Source organism: Streptomyces sp. NPDC005492, assembly GCF_040605995.1.
GTDB lineage: Bacteria > Actinomycetota > Actinomycetes > Streptomycetales > Streptomycetaceae > Streptomyces.
Map to the genome: position 1 here is coordinate 335,839 of NZ_JBEXDX010000002.1, position 16,875 is coordinate 352,713.

At 69.9% G+C, this 16,875-nt stretch carries 18 protein-coding genes; 9 read left to right on the forward strand and 9 right to left on the reverse strand.

The features are described from left to right. The first annotated feature begins 91 nt into the window (after positions 1–91). Positions 92–559 carry a GatB/YqeY domain-containing protein gene (locus tag ABZT04_RS04345; protein ID WP_356052774.1) on the forward strand — a complete coding sequence of 156 codons (468 nt, stop codon included), beginning with the start codon at positions 92–94 and terminating at the stop codon, positions 557–559. 110 nt (positions 560–669) lie between these two features. On the opposite strand, the gene ABZT04_RS04350 is transcribed toward ABZT04_RS04345, so the two are convergent. Continuing rightward, complete coding sequence (locus ABZT04_RS04350) at positions 670–2,943, reverse strand: transglycosylase domain-containing protein (RefSeq protein WP_356052776.1); 2,274 nt, start codon at positions 2,941–2,943, stop codon at positions 670–672. Positions 2,944–3,350: 407 nt separating this feature from the next. Between ABZT04_RS04350 and wblA the strand changes: the two genes are divergently transcribed. Further along, on the forward strand, positions 3,351–3,689 hold the full coding sequence (gene wblA / locus ABZT04_RS04355; protein ID WP_355908043.1) for a transcriptional regulator WblA: 339 nt from the start codon (positions 3,351–3,353) through the stop codon (positions 3,687–3,689). A gap of 55 nt (positions 3,690–3,744) precedes the next feature. On the opposite strand, the gene ABZT04_RS04360 is transcribed toward wblA, so the two are convergent. Both ABZT04_RS04360 and ABZT04_RS04365 read right to left on the reverse strand, forming a co-directional pair. Continuing rightward, positions 3,745–5,103 (reverse strand): ArsA family ATPase, encoded by a 1,359-nt coding sequence (locus tag ABZT04_RS04360; RefSeq protein ID WP_356052778.1) that lies wholly within the window; start codon positions 5,101–5,103, stop codon positions 3,745–3,747. Continuing rightward, entirely contained in the window at positions 5,100–6,077 is a 978-nt protein-coding gene (locus ABZT04_RS04365; RefSeq protein WP_356052780.1) for an ArsA-related P-loop ATPase, read from the reverse strand. Before ABZT04_RS04365 ends, ABZT04_RS04360 begins: the two co-directional genes overlap by 4 nt. A 95-nt stretch (positions 6,078–6,172) precedes the next feature. Here ABZT04_RS04365 and ABZT04_RS04370 point away from each other — a divergent pair, with 95 nt between their 5' ends. The 4 genes from ABZT04_RS04370 to ABZT04_RS04385 all read left to right on the forward strand — a co-directional run bounded on the left by ABZT04_RS04370 (position 6,173) and on the right by ABZT04_RS04385 (position 8,761). Further along, positions 6,173–6,331 carry a DUF4177 domain-containing protein gene (locus ABZT04_RS04370; protein WP_019063748.1) on the forward strand — a complete coding sequence of 53 codons (159 nt, stop codon included), beginning with the start codon at positions 6,173–6,175 and terminating at the stop codon, positions 6,329–6,331. Continuing rightward, positions 6,328–6,795 carry a RidA family protein gene (locus ABZT04_RS04375; protein ID WP_356052782.1) on the forward strand — a complete coding sequence of 156 codons (468 nt, stop codon included), beginning with the start codon at positions 6,328–6,330 and terminating at the stop codon, positions 6,793–6,795. Before ABZT04_RS04370 ends, ABZT04_RS04375 begins: the two co-directional genes overlap by 4 nt. Positions 6,796–6,891: 96 nt before the next feature. Further along, positions 6,892–7,761, forward strand: coding sequence for an NUDIX hydrolase (locus ABZT04_RS04380; protein WP_356052784.1), 870 nt, complete (start codon positions 6,892–6,894; stop codon positions 7,759–7,761). Between the two features lie 169 nt (positions 7,762–7,930). Further along, positions 7,931–8,761, forward strand: a complete 831-nt coding sequence (locus tag ABZT04_RS04385) for an MBL fold metallo-hydrolase (RefSeq protein ID WP_356052786.1) — start codon at positions 7,931–7,933, stop codon at positions 8,759–8,761. Positions 8,762–8,768: 7 nt separating this feature from the next. Here the strand turns inward: ABZT04_RS04385 and ABZT04_RS04390 are convergent, their stop codons facing one another. Both ABZT04_RS04390 and ABZT04_RS04395 read right to left on the reverse strand, forming a co-directional pair. Further along, positions 8,769–9,599 (reverse strand): nucleotidyltransferase domain-containing protein, encoded by an 831-nt coding sequence (locus ABZT04_RS04390; protein WP_356052788.1) that lies wholly within the window; start codon positions 9,597–9,599, stop codon positions 8,769–8,771. Positions 9,600–9,799: 200 nt separating this feature from the next. Then, positions 9,800–10,474, reverse strand: a complete 675-nt coding sequence (locus ABZT04_RS04395) for a Crp/Fnr family transcriptional regulator (protein WP_019063754.1) — start codon at positions 10,472–10,474, stop codon at positions 9,800–9,802. Positions 10,475–10,813: 339 nt separating this feature from the next. Between ABZT04_RS04395 and nth the strand changes: the two genes are divergently transcribed. From nth to ABZT04_RS04410, 3 genes are read left to right on the forward strand one after another with little or no spacing between them, the layout of a single operon-like run. After that, on the forward strand, positions 10,814–11,593 hold the full coding sequence (gene nth / locus ABZT04_RS04400; protein WP_356053066.1) for an endonuclease III: 780 nt from the start codon (positions 10,814–10,816) through the stop codon (positions 11,591–11,593). A gap of 52 nt (positions 11,594–11,645) precedes the next feature. Next, positions 11,646–12,335 (forward strand): CoA pyrophosphatase, encoded by a 690-nt coding sequence (locus ABZT04_RS04405; protein ID WP_356052791.1) that lies wholly within the window; start codon positions 11,646–11,648, stop codon positions 12,333–12,335. Between the two features lie 13 nt (positions 12,336–12,348). After that, positions 12,349–13,548 (forward strand): MarP family serine protease, encoded by a 1,200-nt coding sequence (locus ABZT04_RS04410; RefSeq protein WP_356052793.1) that lies wholly within the window; start codon positions 12,349–12,351, stop codon positions 13,546–13,548. Positions 13,549–13,562: 14 nt separating this feature from the next. Here ABZT04_RS04410 and ABZT04_RS04415 read toward each other — a convergent pair whose 3' ends face one another. From ABZT04_RS04415 to nhaA, 4 genes are all read right to left on the reverse strand, one after another. Beyond that, positions 13,563–13,742 (reverse strand): hypothetical protein, encoded by a 180-nt coding sequence (locus ABZT04_RS04415; protein ID WP_355907576.1) that lies wholly within the window; start codon positions 13,740–13,742, stop codon positions 13,563–13,565. A 127-nt stretch (positions 13,743–13,869) separates the two neighbouring features. Then, positions 13,870–14,820 (reverse strand): alpha/beta hydrolase, encoded by a 951-nt coding sequence (locus ABZT04_RS04420; RefSeq protein ID WP_356052795.1) that lies wholly within the window; start codon positions 14,818–14,820, stop codon positions 13,870–13,872. Then, the gene (locus tag ABZT04_RS04425) at positions 14,817–15,305 is read right to left on the reverse strand and encodes a phage holin family protein (RefSeq protein WP_356052797.1); all 489 of its coding nucleotides are present in this window, start codon (positions 15,303–15,305) and stop codon (positions 14,817–14,819) included. The genes ABZT04_RS04420 and ABZT04_RS04425 overlap by 4 nt, the downstream gene beginning before the upstream one ends. Positions 15,306–15,362: 57 nt before the next feature. Then, entirely contained in the window at positions 15,363–16,799 is a 1,437-nt protein-coding gene (gene nhaA, locus ABZT04_RS04430; RefSeq protein WP_356052799.1) for a Na+/H+ antiporter NhaA, read from the reverse strand. Positions 16,800–16,875 lie beyond the last annotated feature (76 nt).

A 16,875-nucleotide genomic window follows, 5' to 3' on the forward strand; every position in this document is an offset into this window, starting at 1 on the left:
TCCATCGTGTCAGACCCCACTGACACCCCGTCGGCCGCAGCCCCTTAAATCGGTGGGCGGCCGCCCTCACGCACCTGCGAGAATCGGACCCATGACCACCACGCTCAAGTCGAAGCTGCAGGAAGACCTCAACACCGCGATCAAGGCGCACGACAAGCTGCGTTCCTCCACGCTCCGGCTGACGCTCGCCGCGATCACCAAGGAGGAGGTCGCGGGCAAGGAGAAGCGCGAGCTCTCCGACGACGAGGTCCTCAAGGTGATCACCAAGGAGGCGAAGAAGCGCCGCGAGGCCGCGGACGCCTTCGCGCAGGGCGGTCGTGCCGAGCAGGCCGCGCAGGAGCAGGCGGAGGGCGAGGTCCTCGCCGAGTACCTGCCCAAGCAGCTCGGTGACGAGGAGCTGACCGCGATCGTCGCCCAGGCCGTCGAGGAGGCGAAGGCGGCCGGTGCCGAGGGGCCGCGCGCCATGGGCGCCGTCATGAAGATCGTGAACCCGAAGGTCGCCGGACTGGCCGAGGGCGGTCGCGTGGCCGCCGTGGTGAAGAAGCTGCTCGCCGGCTGACCCACACCCGTGGACCGATACGCGTCTACGACGACGGGGGCGCCCCTTCCACAAGGGGCGCCCCCGTCGTCGTAGACGAAAAGGCCGAAAGGCCGCTGACCGCAGGGGAGTTATCCCCTGTTGCCGCCGTTCCCGTTCCCGTTGTTCCCGCCGTTCGACGTGCCCTGGAAGAAGCCGTCGGGGAAGGAGATCGTCGGGGTGGGGGTGGTGCCGCCGTCGGTCGTGCCGGTGGTGCCGCCGTCGGTGGTCAGGCCGCCGTTGGCGTTGCCTCCGTTGTCACCGTTCTTGCCGTTGTCGGTGCCCTTGCTCTTGGCGGGGTCGGGGATGTCGACCAGGGTGAAGGTCTTGACCTGCTTGCCCTCCAGGGCGCCGGTCATGGCGTCCTTCCAGATCGGGCCGGGGGTGTCGGCGCCGTAGACCTGGTCGTGCCAGACGCCGCCGATGCGGATGCTGGTCATCTCGACGTTCTGCTTGGCGCTGCCGACCCAGACCGCGCCCGCGAGCTGGGGCGTGTAGCCGACGAACCAGGCGTTCTTGCGGGAGTCCGTCGTACCCGTCTTACCGGCGCTCTCGCGGTCGGTGAGGCCGGCCTCCTGGCCGGTGCCGGAGTCGACCACGCCGCGCAGCACGGTGTTGATGGTGTCGGCGGTCTTCTTGCTCATCGCCTGCGAGCAGGTGGACTTGGGGACGGCGAGCGACTTCTGCTGGTTGCCCACCTTCTGCGTGATGGACTCGATGGCGATCGGCGTGCAGTACGTGCCCTCGTTGGCGAAGGCCGCGTACGCGGAGGCCATCGTCAGCGGCGAGAGGCCCTTGGAGCCGAGCGCGATCGCCGGGACCTCGGGGATCTTGTCGCCGTTGCCCTGCACGACCCCGAGCTTGTTGGTCATGTTCACCACGGGGCACAGACCGATGTCGGAGATCATCTGCACGAAGTAGGTGTTGACCGACTTGGCCATCGCCTCCTTCAGCGCGTACGGGCCGTGCTCCGACTCGCTCTCGTTCTCCACCGTCGCGCCGTCCTGGTTGACCCAGTTCTTGCCGCTGCACGTGGAGACGGGGCTCGGGTAGTCCATCGAGTACGGCGCGGGGTACTGCTGGGTGGCCGGCAGGCCCTGCTCCAGTGCGGCGGCCGCGACGAACGGCTTGAACGTCGAACCGGTCGGGAAGCCGAAGTTGGAGCCGCCCATGTCGGCGTTGACCGAGTAGTTGTACTCCGTCTCGTTCTTCCCGTAGCCGTACGGCTTCGACTGGCCCATGCCGAGGATCTTGCCGGTGCCGGGTTCGACGAGGGTGGCCGCCGCGGCGACCGAGTCCGACTTGTAGATGTGCTCCTTGAGCGAGGCCTGCACCGAGTCCTGGGCCTGCGGGTCCAGGGTCGTACGGATCGTCAGGCCGCCCTGGTTCCAGATCTTCGCCCGGGCCTCCTTGGTCTTGCCGAAGACCGGGTCACTCAGGAAGACCTTCTCGACGTACTTGCAGAAGAAGCTGGCGCCCTTGACCGCGGTGATGCAGCCGTTCTTCGGCTGGCTGGGCTTCAGGCCGAGGTCGGTCTGCTCGGCCTTCTGGGCGTCGGCCTTGGAGATGTCGCCGACCTCGGCCATGCGGGCCAGCACGGTGTTGCGGCGCTTCTTGGCCTCGGCCTCGTCGTTGATCGGGTCGTAGCGCGTGGGCGACTGGACGATGCCCGCGAGGAGCGCCGACTGCTGGAGGTTCAGGTCCTTGGCGTGCTTCGAGAAGTAGCGCTCGGACGCAGCCTCGACGCCGTAGGCCTGCTCGCCGAAGAAGGTGATGTTCAGGTAGTTCTCGAGGATCTTCTTCTTGCCGAGCTTCTCCTCGATCTGGATCGCGTACTTCAGCTCGCGGACCTTGCGGCCCAGCGTCTGCTGGGTGGCCTGGGCGACCTTCGTCGGGTCGTCGCCGGCTTCCTCGACGAAGTAGTTCTTCACGAGCTGCTGGGTGAGCGTGGAGGCGCCCTGGGAGACTCCGCCGCTCTGCGCGTTCTTGTTGAGGGCGCGCAGGACGCCCTTGAGGTCGATCGCGCCGTGCTGGTAGAAGCGCGAGTCCTCGATCGCGACGATCGCCTTCTGCATGTACGGCGAGATGTCCTTGAGCTCCACCACCGTGCGGTCACGGGAGTAGACCGAGGCGATCTGGTTGCCCTTGCTGTCCAGGATCGTGGTGCGCTGGCTGAGCTGAGGGCTCTTCAGACTGTCCGGGATGTCGTCGAACCCCTGGACCGAACCCTTGGCGGCGAGCCCCAGCGCGCCGGCCGCGGGCAACGCGATTCCGGCCATGACGGCACCGGCGAGCACACTGACACCGAGGAACTTGGTGGCCTGCTGCAGAGGGGACAGACCACCACCCGAGCGCTTTTTTGGCATGGGGGCAGCCTACGTTCTCATTCGCCGGACACGTGTATAGGCCTTGGCCTAAGCTGCTCTCAACTGTCACAGCAGAGCGGTCACGTATCAATACGTCCGGCGACCCCGAATCGTTCCGGTCGTTCCCTGTTTTTTTGTGGGGGGCGTGTCCGAATCCGCCTCCTGTGTCACCTGGTGCCCGTTGTGGCGCATGACAACTGTCCCGCTTTGCCGGGAAGGTCACGCATGTCGCCACCTCACTCCCCCGGGTGATCTGCCGCTTACCCATAGTCCGTTCGGGCCATTCAAGATTGGGCCCGAAGGGGGTGTTGCGCTGTGCCCACCTTCCGTAACGTCCTCAACTGGCGGCGGTGAATATGCCGCTGCCGCCGTGGGGGAGCCTCGATTCGGGAGAGGACGGCGCCGGTATGGGCTGGGTAACCGACTGGAGTGCGCAGGCGGCCTGCCGCACTACCGATCCGGATGAACTGTTCGTTCAAGGAGCAGCGCAGAACAGGGCGAAGGCAGTGTGCACCGGATGTCCGGTACGCACGGAGTGCCTCGCCGACGCGCTCGACAACCGCGTCGAATTCGGCGTGTGGGGAGGAATGACGGAGCGGGAGCGCCGCGCACTGCTGCGCAGGCGGCCCACTGTCACTTCATGGCGCCGGCTACTGGAGACCGCGCGTATCGAGTACGAGCGAGGGGTCGGCATCATCCCCCTCGACGACGACGAGATCTACGAGAACTACGCGGCGGTGAGCTGACGCCGGTCCCCTTCTGGGGGCCGACCGACCCCGGGCGATCCCCGGGGGATGCGCGTCAGACCTTCGTCTCGGGCAGCTCCGGCCGACCGGCCGCGAGCCGGTTCCCGATGTCCCGCAGCCCCGCGAGGTCGTGTACATCGCCGGGCAGCGCGGCCACTTCGGCCACGGCCACCTCGGGGTGGCGTGCGGTGAAGCGGTCACGCGTGCGCTGCTCGCGGGAGAGCAGCCGCATCCGCTCGGCGTGCAGCTTGAGCAGGCCTGCGGTGAGTTGGTCCACGGATCGCTCGTCGGCGGCGGGCTCGTCGTCCGTGGCGGCGGGGGAGCCTTCGTCACGAGCTGCTGCCTGTGGATCGGGAGACGGGGAACCGGGAGATTCTGAACTGCCGTACGTGTCGGGAGAGTTACGAAGTCCAACCTTCCCGCCCACCTGATCGACAATGCGGGGCTCCTCAAGATTTTCCGCGGCGGCGAGTGCCCGCTCGGCCGACAGCCGGGCGGCTCCGCTGCCGTGGACCCTGTTGAGCACCAGACCGGCCAGCGGCATCTCCTCGGCCGCCAGCCGCTCCACGAAGTACGCGGCCTCGCGCAACGCGTCCCGCTCGGGGGCCGCGACCACCAGGAACGCCGTACCGGGCGCCTGAAGCAGCTTGTACGTCGCGTCCGCGCGGGTGCGGAACCCGCCGAACGTGGTGTCCATCGCGGCCACGAACGTCTGGACGTCCTTGAGGAGTTGACCCCCGAGGAGCTTGCCGAGGGTGCCGGTCATCATCGACATGCCGACATTGAGGAACTTCATCCCGGCCCGTCCGCCCAGCTTCGCCGGCGCGGTCAGCAGCCGGATCAGCCGGCCGTCCAGGAACGAGCCGAGTCGTTTCGGCGCGTCCAGGAAGTCGAGGGCCGAGCGGGACGGCGGGGTGTCCACCACGATCAGGTCCCAGTCGTGCTGGGCCCGCAGCTGGCCCAGCTTCTCCATCGCCATGTACTCCTGCGTGCCCGCGAAGCCCGCCGAGAGCGACTGGTAGAAGGGGTTGCTCAGGATCGCGGCCGCCCGCTCGCGGTCCGCGTGCGCCTCGACGATCTCGTCGAAGGTGCGCTTCATGTCGAGCATCATGGCGTGCAGTTCGCCGTCCCCGTCGACGCCCTTCACCCGGCGCGGGGTGTTGTCCAGCGAGTCGATGCCCATGGACTGGGCGAGCCGGCGGGCCGGGTCGATGGTCAGGACGACCACCCTGCGGCCCCGCTCGGCGGCGCGCAGCCCGAGGGCCGCCGCGGTGGTCGTCTTGCCGACCCCGCCCGAGCCGCAGCACACCACGATCCGGGTCTCCGGATCGTCCAGCAGCGGGTCGACGTCGAGCGCGCGCGCCGGGGACAGTCGACGCGCGCTGTCGTGCCCCTGAGCCGGGTCCGGACTCATGAAATCCCCTGCTTCCGCAGCTCGGTGGCGAGTTCGTACAGGCCCGCGAGGTCCATGCCCTCGGCGAGCAACGGCAGTTCGTGCAGCGGCAGGCCCTGCTCGGCGAGCACGGCCCGCTGCTCGTGCTCCAACGTGTACCGCTCGGCGTACTCCGAGGCCTGTGCGAGCAGCGGATCCACCAGCTTCTCGGCATTGCCGCCGCGCCGCGCCCCGCCGAGGCCCGCGGCGGACAGCGACTGCGCCACCGCCGTGCGCGGCACGTCCCGTACGAGATCCAGGTCGGTCGCGTCCAGCACCTCGGGGCGCACCATGTTCACGATGATCCGGCCCACCGGCAGCCGCGCCGCCCGCAGTTCGGCGATGCCGTCCGCGGTCTCCTGGACGGGCATCTCCTCAAGGAGCGTCACCAGGTGCACGGCCGTCTCCGGCGACTTCAGGACCCGCATCACGGCCTGCGCCTGATTGTGTATCGGCCCGATCTTCGCGAGGCCGGCGACCTCGTCGTTGACGTTCAGGAAGCGGGTGATGCGCCCGGTCGGCGGCGCGTCCATCACGACATAGTCGTAGACGAACCGCCCGCTCTTGTCCTTCCGGCGTACGGCTTCGCACGCCTTGCCGGTCAGGAGTACGTCTCTGAGGCCGGGCGCGACCGTGGTGGCGAAGTCGATCGCGCCGAGTTTCTTCAGGGCGCGGCCCGCGCCGCCGAGTTTGTAGAACATCTGGAGGTAGTCCAGCAGGGCCAGTTCGGGGTCGATGGCCAGGGCGTACACCTCCCCGCCCCCGCGAGCGACGGCGATCTTCCGCTCCTCATAGGGCAGCGTCTCCGTTTCGAAGAGCTGCGCGATGCCCTGGCGACCCTCGACCTCGACGAGAAGCGTCCGCTTCCCCTCGGTGGCCAGGGCCAGCGCGAGGGCCGCGGCCACCGTGGTCTTGCCGGTACCGCCCTTGCCACTGACGACCTGGAGCCTGCTCACGTCTTCGAGCCTAACCAAACCGCGCCGGAACCAAGCCAGAGGCTGTGGACAACGCGAGGGCGGACGGTCGGTGGGCAGCGGCTAAAGTCGGCCGCATGACCAAGTGGGAATACTCGACTGTGCCGCTGCTCGTCCACGCCACGAAGCAGATTCTGGACACCTGGGGCGAGGACGGCTGGGAGCTCGTCCAGGTCGTGCCCGGGCCGAACAACCCCGAGCAGTTGGTGGCCTACCTCAAGCGGGAGAAGGCATGAGTGCCGTCGAGGCCAGGCTCGCCGAACTCGGCCTGACCCTGCCGGCGGTCGTCCCGCCGCTCGCCGCGTACCAGCCCGCCGTACAGAGCGGTGTCTACGTCTACACCTCGGGCCAACTGCCCATGGTGGACGGCAAGCTTCCGGTCACCGGCAAGGTGGGCGGTGAGGTCACCGCGGAGGAGGCCAAGGAACTGGCCCGCATCTGCGCGCTGAACGCCCTCGCCGCCGTGAAGTCGGTCACCGGTGACCTGGACCGCATCGCGCGCGTGGTGAAGGTGGTCGGTTTCGTCGCCTCGGCCGCCGACTTCACCGGCCAGCCCGGTGTCGTCAACGGCGCCAGCGAGCTGCTCGGCGAGGTCCTCGGCGACAAGGGCGTGCACGCGCGGAGCGCGGTCGGCGTGGCGGTGCTGCCACTGGACGCGCCGGTCGAGGTCGAGATCCAGGTGGAGCTGACGCAGGCGTAGTCGCTGTCCTGGGGTGTGCGACCGGGCTTAATCGCCCTCCTGGGGTGCACGTTGTTGCCTCTCGAACATCCGCGCGCTACGGGATAGCCTCCGCCCATGGCGAATGGGCAGTGGTACCCGGCGGAGTGGCCCGAGCGCATCCGCGCGCTCGCGGAGGGCGCGCTCACGCCGGTCGCCCCCCGGCGGGCGGCCACCGTCATGCTCCTCAGGGACACCGACACCGGCCCCGCCGTCCACATGCTGCGCAGACGCGCCTCCATGGCCTTCGCCGGGGGCGCGTACGCGTACCCGGGCGGCGGTGTCGATCCGCGCGACGACGACCACCAGGTCCGCTGGGCGGGCCCCACGCGCGCGTGGTGGGCCAACCGGCTCGGCGTCGACGAGACGGCGGCCCAGGCGATCGTGTGCGCGGCCGTCCGCGAGACCTACGAGGAGGCGGGCGTCCTGCTCGCCGGCCTCACCCCCGACTCCGTGGTCGGCGACACCACGGGCGCGGACTGGGAGACGGACCGCGCCGCCCTGGTCGCCCGTGACCTGTCCTTCGCCGAGTTCCTCGACCGGCGGGGTCTGGTCCTGCGCTCCGACCTGCTGGGCGCGTGGGCCCGCTGGATCACCCCGGAGTTCGAGACCCGCCGCTACGACACCTGGTTCTTCGTGGCCGTCCTCCCCGAGGGGCAGCGCACCCGCAACGCCTCCACGGAGGCCGACCGCACGGTGTGGATCACCCCCGGCGAGGCGGCGGCCGGCTACGACAAGGGTGACCTGACGATGATGCCGCCCACCATCGCGACCCTGCGCGGCCTGATCCCGTACGAGAGCGCGGCCGAGGCTCTGTCGTCGGCCCAGACCCGAGACCTGACACCCGTCCTGGCCCGGGCCCGCCTGGAGGCCGACGAGATCGTCCTGTCCTGGCCGGGCCACGAGGAGTTCACGAAGCACATTCCTGTGGGCGGGGCGCCCGCATGAGGGGTGCGGTGAGGGGCACCTGCGGTGTGACTGCCTCTCGCGTGGCCGGACAGGCGGAAGAAGCCTCCCGCCCGGCCGCCCCGCCGAAGAACACCCCGTCCATGCCGTCCCACAGCCACCCTCACCGAACGTCACCCCCACAGCCCACCCCGAAGGAAGGCGCCCCCGCATGACCGACGCAGCCGCCCTCCCCGGCCAGCCGCGGGGCGGGGTTCTCACCGGCCCCGCCACCGCGCGTGCCGTCAACGTGCTCGCGCCCAACGCGTCCACGATGACCCTGGACGGGACGAACACGTGGATCGTCGCGGAGCCGGACTCCGAGCTGGCCGTGGTGATCGACCCGGGTCCGTTGGACGAGGGGCATCTGCGCAATGTCGTCGACACGGCCGAGAAGGCGGGCAAGCGGATCGCGCTGACCCTGCTGACGCACGGGCACCCCGACCACGCGGCAGGCGCCGCCCGCTTCGCCGAGCTGACGCACACCAAGGTGCGCGCCCTGGATCCGGCGCTGCGGCTCGGGGACGAGGGGCTGGCCGCCGGGGAGGTGATCAGGGTCGGCGGGGTCGAGCTGGTCGTCGTGTCGACGCCCGGACACACCGCGGACTCCCTGTGCTTCCATCTCCCGGCCGATCAGGCCGTCCTGACGGGTGACACCGTCCTCGGGCGCGGTACGACCGTCGTGGCCCATCCTGACGGCCGCCTGGGCGACTATCTGGACTCGCTGCGGCGGCTGCGCTCCCTCACGGTCGACGACGGCGTCCACACCGTCCTGCCGGGCCACGGGCCGGTCCTGGAGGACGCCCAGGGTGCCGTCGAGTTCTATCTCGCCCACCGCGCCCACCGGCTCGCCCAGATCGAGACGGCCGTCGAGAACGGCCACCGGAGCCCGGCCGAGGTCGTCGCCCACGTGTACGCGGACGTCGACCGGTCCCTGTGGCCGGCGGCGGAGCTGTCGGTACGGGCCCAACTGGACTACCTGAAGGAACACGGCCTGATCTAGGCCGCCCCTAGGAGACGACGTCCGGACGCGGTGCCTTGACGCCGTGCACGCGCGCGTACTCCTCGGCGAGCCACGGCCCGAGATCGTCGACGTACGACCGCAGGACGCCCGCGTCGCCCGTCGGCTCGTATCCGAGGACGGCCGCCGTGCGCAGGTGCTGCGCCCGCTCGGGGTAGTACGCGGCGAAGGCCTCGGCCATCTCCCCGAGATCGCTGGTCCAGCCGTTCCAGCGGGGCATGACCAGGGTGAACCCGGTGCGTACCAAGTGCCGGGACATGAAGCGCACCAGGGGGCGCCGGGCCTCGTCCGTGTCCTCGGCCGACGCGATCCGCTCGCGCCAGCGGGGGAGCAGCAGCGCCAGGTCGCCGTTGGTCTCCCGGGCCAGGAGCGAGTTTGGGCGGTAGCGGGGCAGGTACTCGGCCAGGTCCTCCCCGAGCAGCGGTGTGCACAGGCACGCCACGAACCACCCCATGTCGTACGTCTCCGACGTGCTGAGCAGCCGCGTACGGCCGTACAGCAGCGTGCCGACCCCGTCGATCTCCGGGAACTCCTTGTCGAGCGCCTCGCCCAGGCTCGACGCCTCGGAGCGGTCCTCGTCGGTCGGCTCCTGCCGGGTCACCACGAGGAGGTCCAGATCGCTGTGCCCCACGCGCGCGGTGCCGCGCGGGATCGACCCGTAGAGGTACGCGCTGTTGAGGCGTCCCCCGTAGACATGGAGCAGCCGGTCCCGCGCGGTGACGACGACCGGACGGAAGGCGTGCGGAATGCGCCCCAGCGAGCCCTCGCGCTCGATGTATCCCTGGGCGTCGAGTCCTCTTCGGTGCACCGTTTCGGCCATGGGATCACTGTGCCGGGAGACGAGCCCCGGGGCAGCGTTTTCACCGACGCCGAACGGGGTCGTCGCCGGCGGAACACGCCCCCACCCACCGATACGCGAAGGGCCCCGCCGTAGAAGCAGGGCCCTTCGAAGTCGTACGGAAGAAGCCGTACGGAAGAAGCCGTACGAAAGAAGTCGTACGCAACGCGGTGTGCCAGCGTCTAGCGCGAGCGCTTCGCCAGCCGCTCCACGTCCAGCAGGATCACCGCGCGGGCCTCCAGGCGCAGCCAGCCGCGGCCCGCGAAGTCCGCCAGTGCCTTGTTGACCGTCTCGCGGGACGCGCCGACCAGTTGGGCCAGCTCCTCCTGCGTCAGGTCGTGCACCACGTGGATGCCCTCCTCGGACTGCACGCCGAAGCGGCGGGAGAGGTCCAGCAGGGCGCGGGCCACGCGGCCGGGGACGTCCGAGAAGACCAGGTCGGACATCGCGTCGTTGGTCTTGCGCAGACGGCGGGCGACCGCGCGCAGCAGCGCGGAGGCCACCTCGGGGCGCGCGCTCAGCCAGGGCTGGAGGTCGCCGTGGCCGAGGCCGAGCAGCTTGACCTCGGTCAGCGCGCTGGCGGTGGCCGTGCGCGGGCCCGGGTCGAACAGCGACAGCTCGCCGATCAGCTCGCCGGGGCCGAGGACGGCCAGCATGTTCTCGCGGCCGTCCGGGGAGGTGCGGTGCAGCTTCACCTTGCCCTCGGTGACGACGTAGAGCCGGTCGCCCGGGTCGCCCTCGTGAAAGAGCGAGTCCCCGCGCGCGAGGGTCACCTCACTCATGGAGGCGCGCAGCTCAGCGGCCTGATCGTCATCGAGCGCCGCGAAGAGCGGGGCGCGCCGCAGAACGTCGTCCACGAGTTCTCTCCTTGTCGACCTGCTCAGGGGATGGTGCTCCCCCTTGGTACCAGGGGACCGTGCTCCCCATTTTGCCGGACCGTCCAAACAGTGTGATCTGTCACAAGGATGCCGCACAGGTGTCCCGAGGTAAGCGGCAGGGGTCCAATTGGGGGCTGATCTTCGGGGTCCGGGACGGATGTCAGTGGCGGGCTCTAGGCTGGCCGGGTGTCCAAATCGCCGGTGAGAGCACAGGCCAAGGGGGCTGGGCGGATGGTTGCACCTCGCGATTCCGCTGTGGGCGAACAGGGCCCAGGCGGTGACGGGAAAGTGGCAAAGGAGGCAAAAAGGGTGGCTGCTGTGAAGGCCGAGTCGCACACGGCGCTCGTCCGCCGTGCCCGCCGCATCAACCGCGAGCTGGCCGAGATCTATCCGTACGCCCACCCGGAGCTCGACTTCGAGAACCCCTTCCAGCTCGTGGTCGCCACGGTCCTCTCCGCCCAGACCACCGACCTGAGGGTCAATCAGACGACGCCGGCCCTGTTCGCGAAGTACCCGACCCCCGAGGACCTGGCCGCCGCCGACCCGGAGCAGGTCGAGGAGATCCTCCGACCGACCGGGTTCTTCCGGGCCAAGACCAAGTCGGTGATAGGGCTCTCCAAGGCCCTCGTCGAGGACTTCGGCGGTGAGGTCCCGGGGCGGCTCGAAGACCTCGTCAAGCTGCCCGGTGTCGGTCGCAAGACCGCCTTCGTGGTGCTCGGCAACGCCTTCGGGCGTCCCGGCCTCACCGTGGACACGCATTTCCAGCGGCTCGTACGGCGCTGGAAGTGGACCGAGGCCACCGAGCCCGACAAGATCGAGGCCGCCGTGGGAGCGCTCTTCCCGAAGAGCGACTGGACGATGCTCTCGCACCACGTGATCTTCCACGGCCGCCGGATCTGCCACGCCCGCAAGCCCGCCTGTGGCGCCTGCCCCATCGCCCCGATCTGCCCGGCGTACGGCGAGGGCGAGACCGACCCGGAGAAGGCCAAGAAGCTGCTCAAGTACGAGAAGGGCGGCTTTCCCGGCCAGCGTCTCAACCCCCCGCAGGCCTATCTGGACGCGGGCGGCAAACCGGCGCCGCCGCTGGGGGCCGGATGACGGAACGATCTCGGGGGCACCAGGCGTTGAGCAGTGGGGAACGGGGGCGGGGATGACACACGTGAGCGATACCCAGGGTGTGGGGCTCAGCAAGGAGGGGCTGCCGGGCTGGCTCGATCCGGTGGTGCGTGCCGCGGAGACGGTCGAGCCGCTCCAGCTCAGCCGCTTCCTGCCGCCCAAGGACGGGGCCGGCCGCCAGTCCGCGGTGCTGATCCTGTTCGGGGAGGGCGATCAGGGGCCCGAGCTGCTGCTCATGGAGCGGTCGACCTCGCTGCGGTCCCACGCCGGGCAGCCGTCCTTCCCCGGCGGTGCCCTCGACCCCGAGGACGGCGACCCGGAGGGCGACGGGCCGTTGCGGGCCGCGCTGCGCGAGGCCGAGGAGGAGACCGGGCTCGACCCCGCCGGAGTGCAGCTCTTCGGGGTGCTGCCCAAGCTGTACATCCCGGTGAGCGGCTTCGTGGTGACCCCGGTGCTGGGCTGGTGGCGGGAGCCGACACCGGTGGGCGTGGTCGATCCGAACGAGACGGCGCGCGTGTTCACGGTCCCCGTGGCGGATCTCACGGACCCGGCCAACAGAGCCACCGCCACCCACCCCAGCGGCTTCCTGGGTCCGGCATTTCTGGTCGAATCGGCCCTCGTCTGGGGTTTCACGGCCGGAGTCATCGACCGCCTGCTGCACTACTCCGGCTGGGAGCGCCCCTGGGACCGCGAGAAGCGGGTCCCGCTCGACTGGCGGTCATGACAGGGTGTCGCTCGTGAATGTGCTGGACATCCTGTTGCTGGTCGCCGCCGTGTGGTTCGCGATCGTGGGCTATCGCCAGGGGTTCGTCGTCGGCATCCTGTCGGTGATCGGGTTCCTCGGTGGTGGCCTCGTCGCCGTCTACACGCTGCCCGTCATCTGGGACGCGCTGACCGACAACGCGGAGGTCAGCACCACCGCGGCCGTCGTCGCGGTCGTCGTCGTCATCGTCTGCGCCTCGGTCGGCCAGGCCCTGACCACCCACCTCGGCAACAAACTGCGCCGGTACATCACCTGGTCCCCGGCCCGCGCCCTGGACGCGACCGGCGGCGCCCTCGTCAACGTCCTCGCGATGCTCCTGGTCGCCTGGCTGATCGGCTCGGCACTGGCCGGCACCACCCTGCCGACGCTCGGCAAGGAGGTCCGCAACTCCAAGGTGCTGCTGGGGGTCTCCCGGGCGCTGCCCGCGCAGGCCGACACCTGGTTCGCGGACTTCTCCTCCGTCCTCGCGCAGAACGGCTTCCCGCAGGTCTTCAGCCCGTTCGCGAACGAGCCGATCAACGACGTCCAGCCGCCCGACCCCGCCCTCGCCTCCAGCGCGGTCGCCGTCCGCGCCCAGCAGTCCATCGTCAAGGTCATGGGCACCGCCCAGAGCTGCGGCAAGGTCCTGGAGGGCAGCGGCTTCGTCTTCGGCGACCGCCGCGTCATGACCAACGCGCACGTGGTGGGCGGCGTCGACGAACCCACCGTCCAGATAGGCGGCCAGGGCCGGAAGTACGACGCCAAGGTCGTCCTCTACGACTGGCACCGCGACATCGCCGTACTCGACGTACCGGATCTGCGGGCGCGCTCCCTGCAGTTCGCGACCAAGGACGCCGCGAGCGGCAACAGCGCGATCGTCGCCGGCTTCCCGGAGAACGGGTCGTACGACGTCAGGGCCGCACGCGTGCGTGGCCGCATCACGGCCAACGGTCCGGACATCTACCACCGCGGCACGGTCCGCCGCGATGTGTACTCGCTCTACGCGACCGTCCGTCAGGGCAACTCCGGCGGCCCGCTGCTCACGCCCGAGGGCAAGGTGTACGGCGTGGTCTTCGCGAAGTCCCTCGACGACCCCGACACCGGGTACGCGCTCACCGCGGACGAGATCCGGGCGGACATCGTCAAGGGGCGCGATGCCAACGAGCAGGTGGACAGCGACAGCTGCGCACTCTGACGTGGAGTGCGGGGCTAGCCCCGGGGGTGGCGCAGACGTACCGAGACCCAGCGGGCCCGGCGGCGCAGAATGCGCGGGATCCCCACCCTGAGGTCCGTCCCCTGCAGTTGCGGGGCGCCTCCCCGGTGGGAGCCCGAACCGTGGTCCGAGCGGCGATTGCGTGCTGCGTCACTGTAGTCGTGCGTCCAGCCCATACCCCGACGTCTGCCCCTGCCCCAAGGTCGATAACCGCCCCTCGGGGCCCCAATTGGCCTATGCGCCGGGCAAGTAACCGTTCGTAGTACAGATGTTCAGATCCGGATACCGGGCGCATCGGAACGGTCACCGATCGGGTTCGGGATCCTTCAGCCAGTTGACCAGTTCGGTCGAGAAGACCACCGGGTCCTCCTCGTGCGGGAAGTGCCCGAGACCGTCGAACAGCCGCCAGCGGTACGGCGCTTCGACGTACTCCCCGGAACCCGCCGCGCTGCGGGTGCGCAGCACCGGGTCGAGCGAGCCGTGCAGATGCAGGGTCGGCACCCGCACCGGGCGCTTCATGCGCCGGTTGAACTGGATGCCGTCCGGGCGCGCCATCGACCGCACCATCCAGCGGTACGGCTCGATCGAGCAGTGCGCGGTGGAGGGGATCAGCATCGCCCGCCGGTACGCGTCGATCGACCCGTCGTCCGGCAGCCTCGGCCCGGACCAGTCCCGGATCAGCCGGCCCACCAGCTCGGCGTCGTCGGCGAGGAGCTGCCGCTCGGGGATCCAGGGGCGCTGGAATCCCCAGATGTAGGAACTCGCCGTCGACTGCTTGACGTCGGACAGCATCGCGTTGCGCCAGCGCCGGGGATGCGGCATCGAGGACACCGCGAGCCGGCGCACCAGCTTGGGGCGCATCGCGGCGGCCGTCCACGCCAGATATCCGCCCAGGTCATGGCCGACCAGCGCGGCGTCCGGCTCGCCGAGCGAGCGGATCACGCCGGTGATGTCGAGGGCGAGGTTGGCGGGGTCGTAGCCGCGCGGGGTGCGGTCGCTGCCGCCGACGCCCCGCAGGTCCATGGCGACCGCCCGGAACCCGGCGTCGGCCAGCGCGCCCAACTGGTGCCGCCAGGTCCACCAGAACTGGGGGAAGCCATGCAGCAGCAGCACCAGCGGCCCGTCGCCCACCTCCGCGATATGGAAGCGCGCGCCGTTGGCCGCGACGTCCCGGTGGGTCACCTCGCGCCCGCCGGGGATGTCGAGCCGTACGACCGAAGCAGGTTGCGCCCAAGGATTGGCGGGGTCCGTCATGAGGATGAGCGTGCCACAGCCTCGATGGCTTCGGGTGCACGGTCCTCGATCGCCGGGCGCGGATGCGGCTTCGCGTTGCCCAGGACACCCGCGGTCTCCTTGACCGACGCGGCCACCTTCTGCGGGCCCTTGCTCTTCGAGGCCTTCTTGAAGAAGAACACGCCGATCAGCACGAGGACGCCTACGACGAGCAGGTTCGCCAAGAAGGACAGCAGGAAGCACCACCCGAGGCTCCAGCCGCCGCTCCAGGCCTGAATGCCGTATGCCAGCGCGAAGTTGAGCATCGGCAGGGAGAACAGCAGGACCACCGCGGCGACCGCGAACGCGCCGCCGCTGACCGCACCGCGCTTGACGTCCTGCTTGAGCTGGGCCTTGGCCAGTGCGATCTCGTCGTGCACCAGCGCGGACATCTCGGTCGTCGCCGAGGCGAACAGTTGGCCGATGCTGCGTTCGGCGCCGACCGGGCTGCCGTCGGGTGCGCTCATCGCGTACTCCCTCTTCCGCATGCGTGTGAACCGTTGTGTCTGTACCGTCTGGTCAGATCATGCCGGACCGTCGTTGTCCTCGCCTGCCCCGCCCGCCACTTCGGCAAGCCCGTGCCGCTCGGCGGCCTTCACCTCGGCGAGTCTGCGGTGCTCGGCGGCCTTGCGGTCGTGGAGTTCGGCCATGCGCAGGTGGTACGCAGGGTCGTCCTGCTCGTAGATGTCGGGGACGCCGTCGAGATCCTCGTCGCGCTCCTCGTCCTCGTACATCCTGCGGTACCTGGCGTTGCGCAGCTTGAGCAACACGGTCGCGCACACGGCCGCGATCAGGGAGCCGGTCAGGACGGCCGCCTTGACCTCGCCGGTGAGTATCTGGTCGCCGTCGAACGCGAGTTCCCCGATGAGCAGCGATACGGTGAAGCCGATGCCGGCCAGTGAGGCGACCGCGAACACGTCCGGCCAGGCGAGGTCGTCGCTGAGCGAGGCCCGGGTGAAACGGGCCGTCAGCCAGGTCCCGCCGAAGATGCCGAGCGCCTTGCCGACCACGAGTCCGAGGACCACGCCGAGCGTCTCCGGCTTGGTGAACACGTCGCCCAGCGCGCCGCCGGAGATCGCCACCCCGGCGCTGAACAGGGCGAACAGCGGTACCGCGAGGCCCGCCGACAGGGGCCGTACGAGATGTTCGACGTGCTCGCCGGGGGAGTGCTTTTCGTCCTCGTGGGTGGTGCAGCGCAGCATCAGGCCCATCGCCACACCGGCGATCGTGGCGTGGACGCCGCTGTTGTACATCAGCGCCCAGTTGACGAGCGCGAGCGGGACGTACACGTACCAGCCGCGCACCCCCCGGCGCAGCAGCAGCCAGAAGACGGCCAGTCCTACGAACGCCCCGGCGAGCGCCGCGAAGTGGATCCGGTCGGTGAAGAAGATCGCGATGATCAGGATCGCGAACAGGTCGTCGACGACGGCGAGGGTGAGCAGGAAGGCGCGCAGGGCGCTCGGCAGAGAGGTGCCGATCACCGCGAGGACGGCGAGCGCGAAGGCGATGTCGGTGGCGGTCGGCACTGCCCAGCCCTGGAGGGAGCCGCCGCCCGTGAGGTTCGTCAGGGTGTAGACGAGTGCCGGTACGGCCATTCCGCACAGCGCCGCTACGACGGGCAGGGCGGCGGCCCTGGGGTCGCGCAGGTCGCCGGCGACGAGTTCGCGCTTGAGCTCGATCCCGGCGACGAAGAAGAAGACGGCGAGGAGCCCGTCGGCGGCCCAGTGCGTGATCGACAGGTGCAGGCCCAGGGCGGCCGGGCCGAGATGGAAGTGGCTGACGCTCTCGTAACTGTCGTGCAGTGCGGGGATGTTGGCCCAGATCAGCGCGGTGACCGCGGCGATCAGGAGGAGGACACCGCCGACCGTCTCGGTGCGCAGCGCGTCCGCGACGAAGTTCCGCTCGGGCAGGGACAGGCGTCCGAACACCTTGCGGGAGCTGGGGGTACGGGGCGCGGCCACAGTGGGGACCTCCGGTCGGTGGGCAGGACGGAACTGTTCGCCGACCAGACTTCCCGGCACACCTTGAGGGTCACGT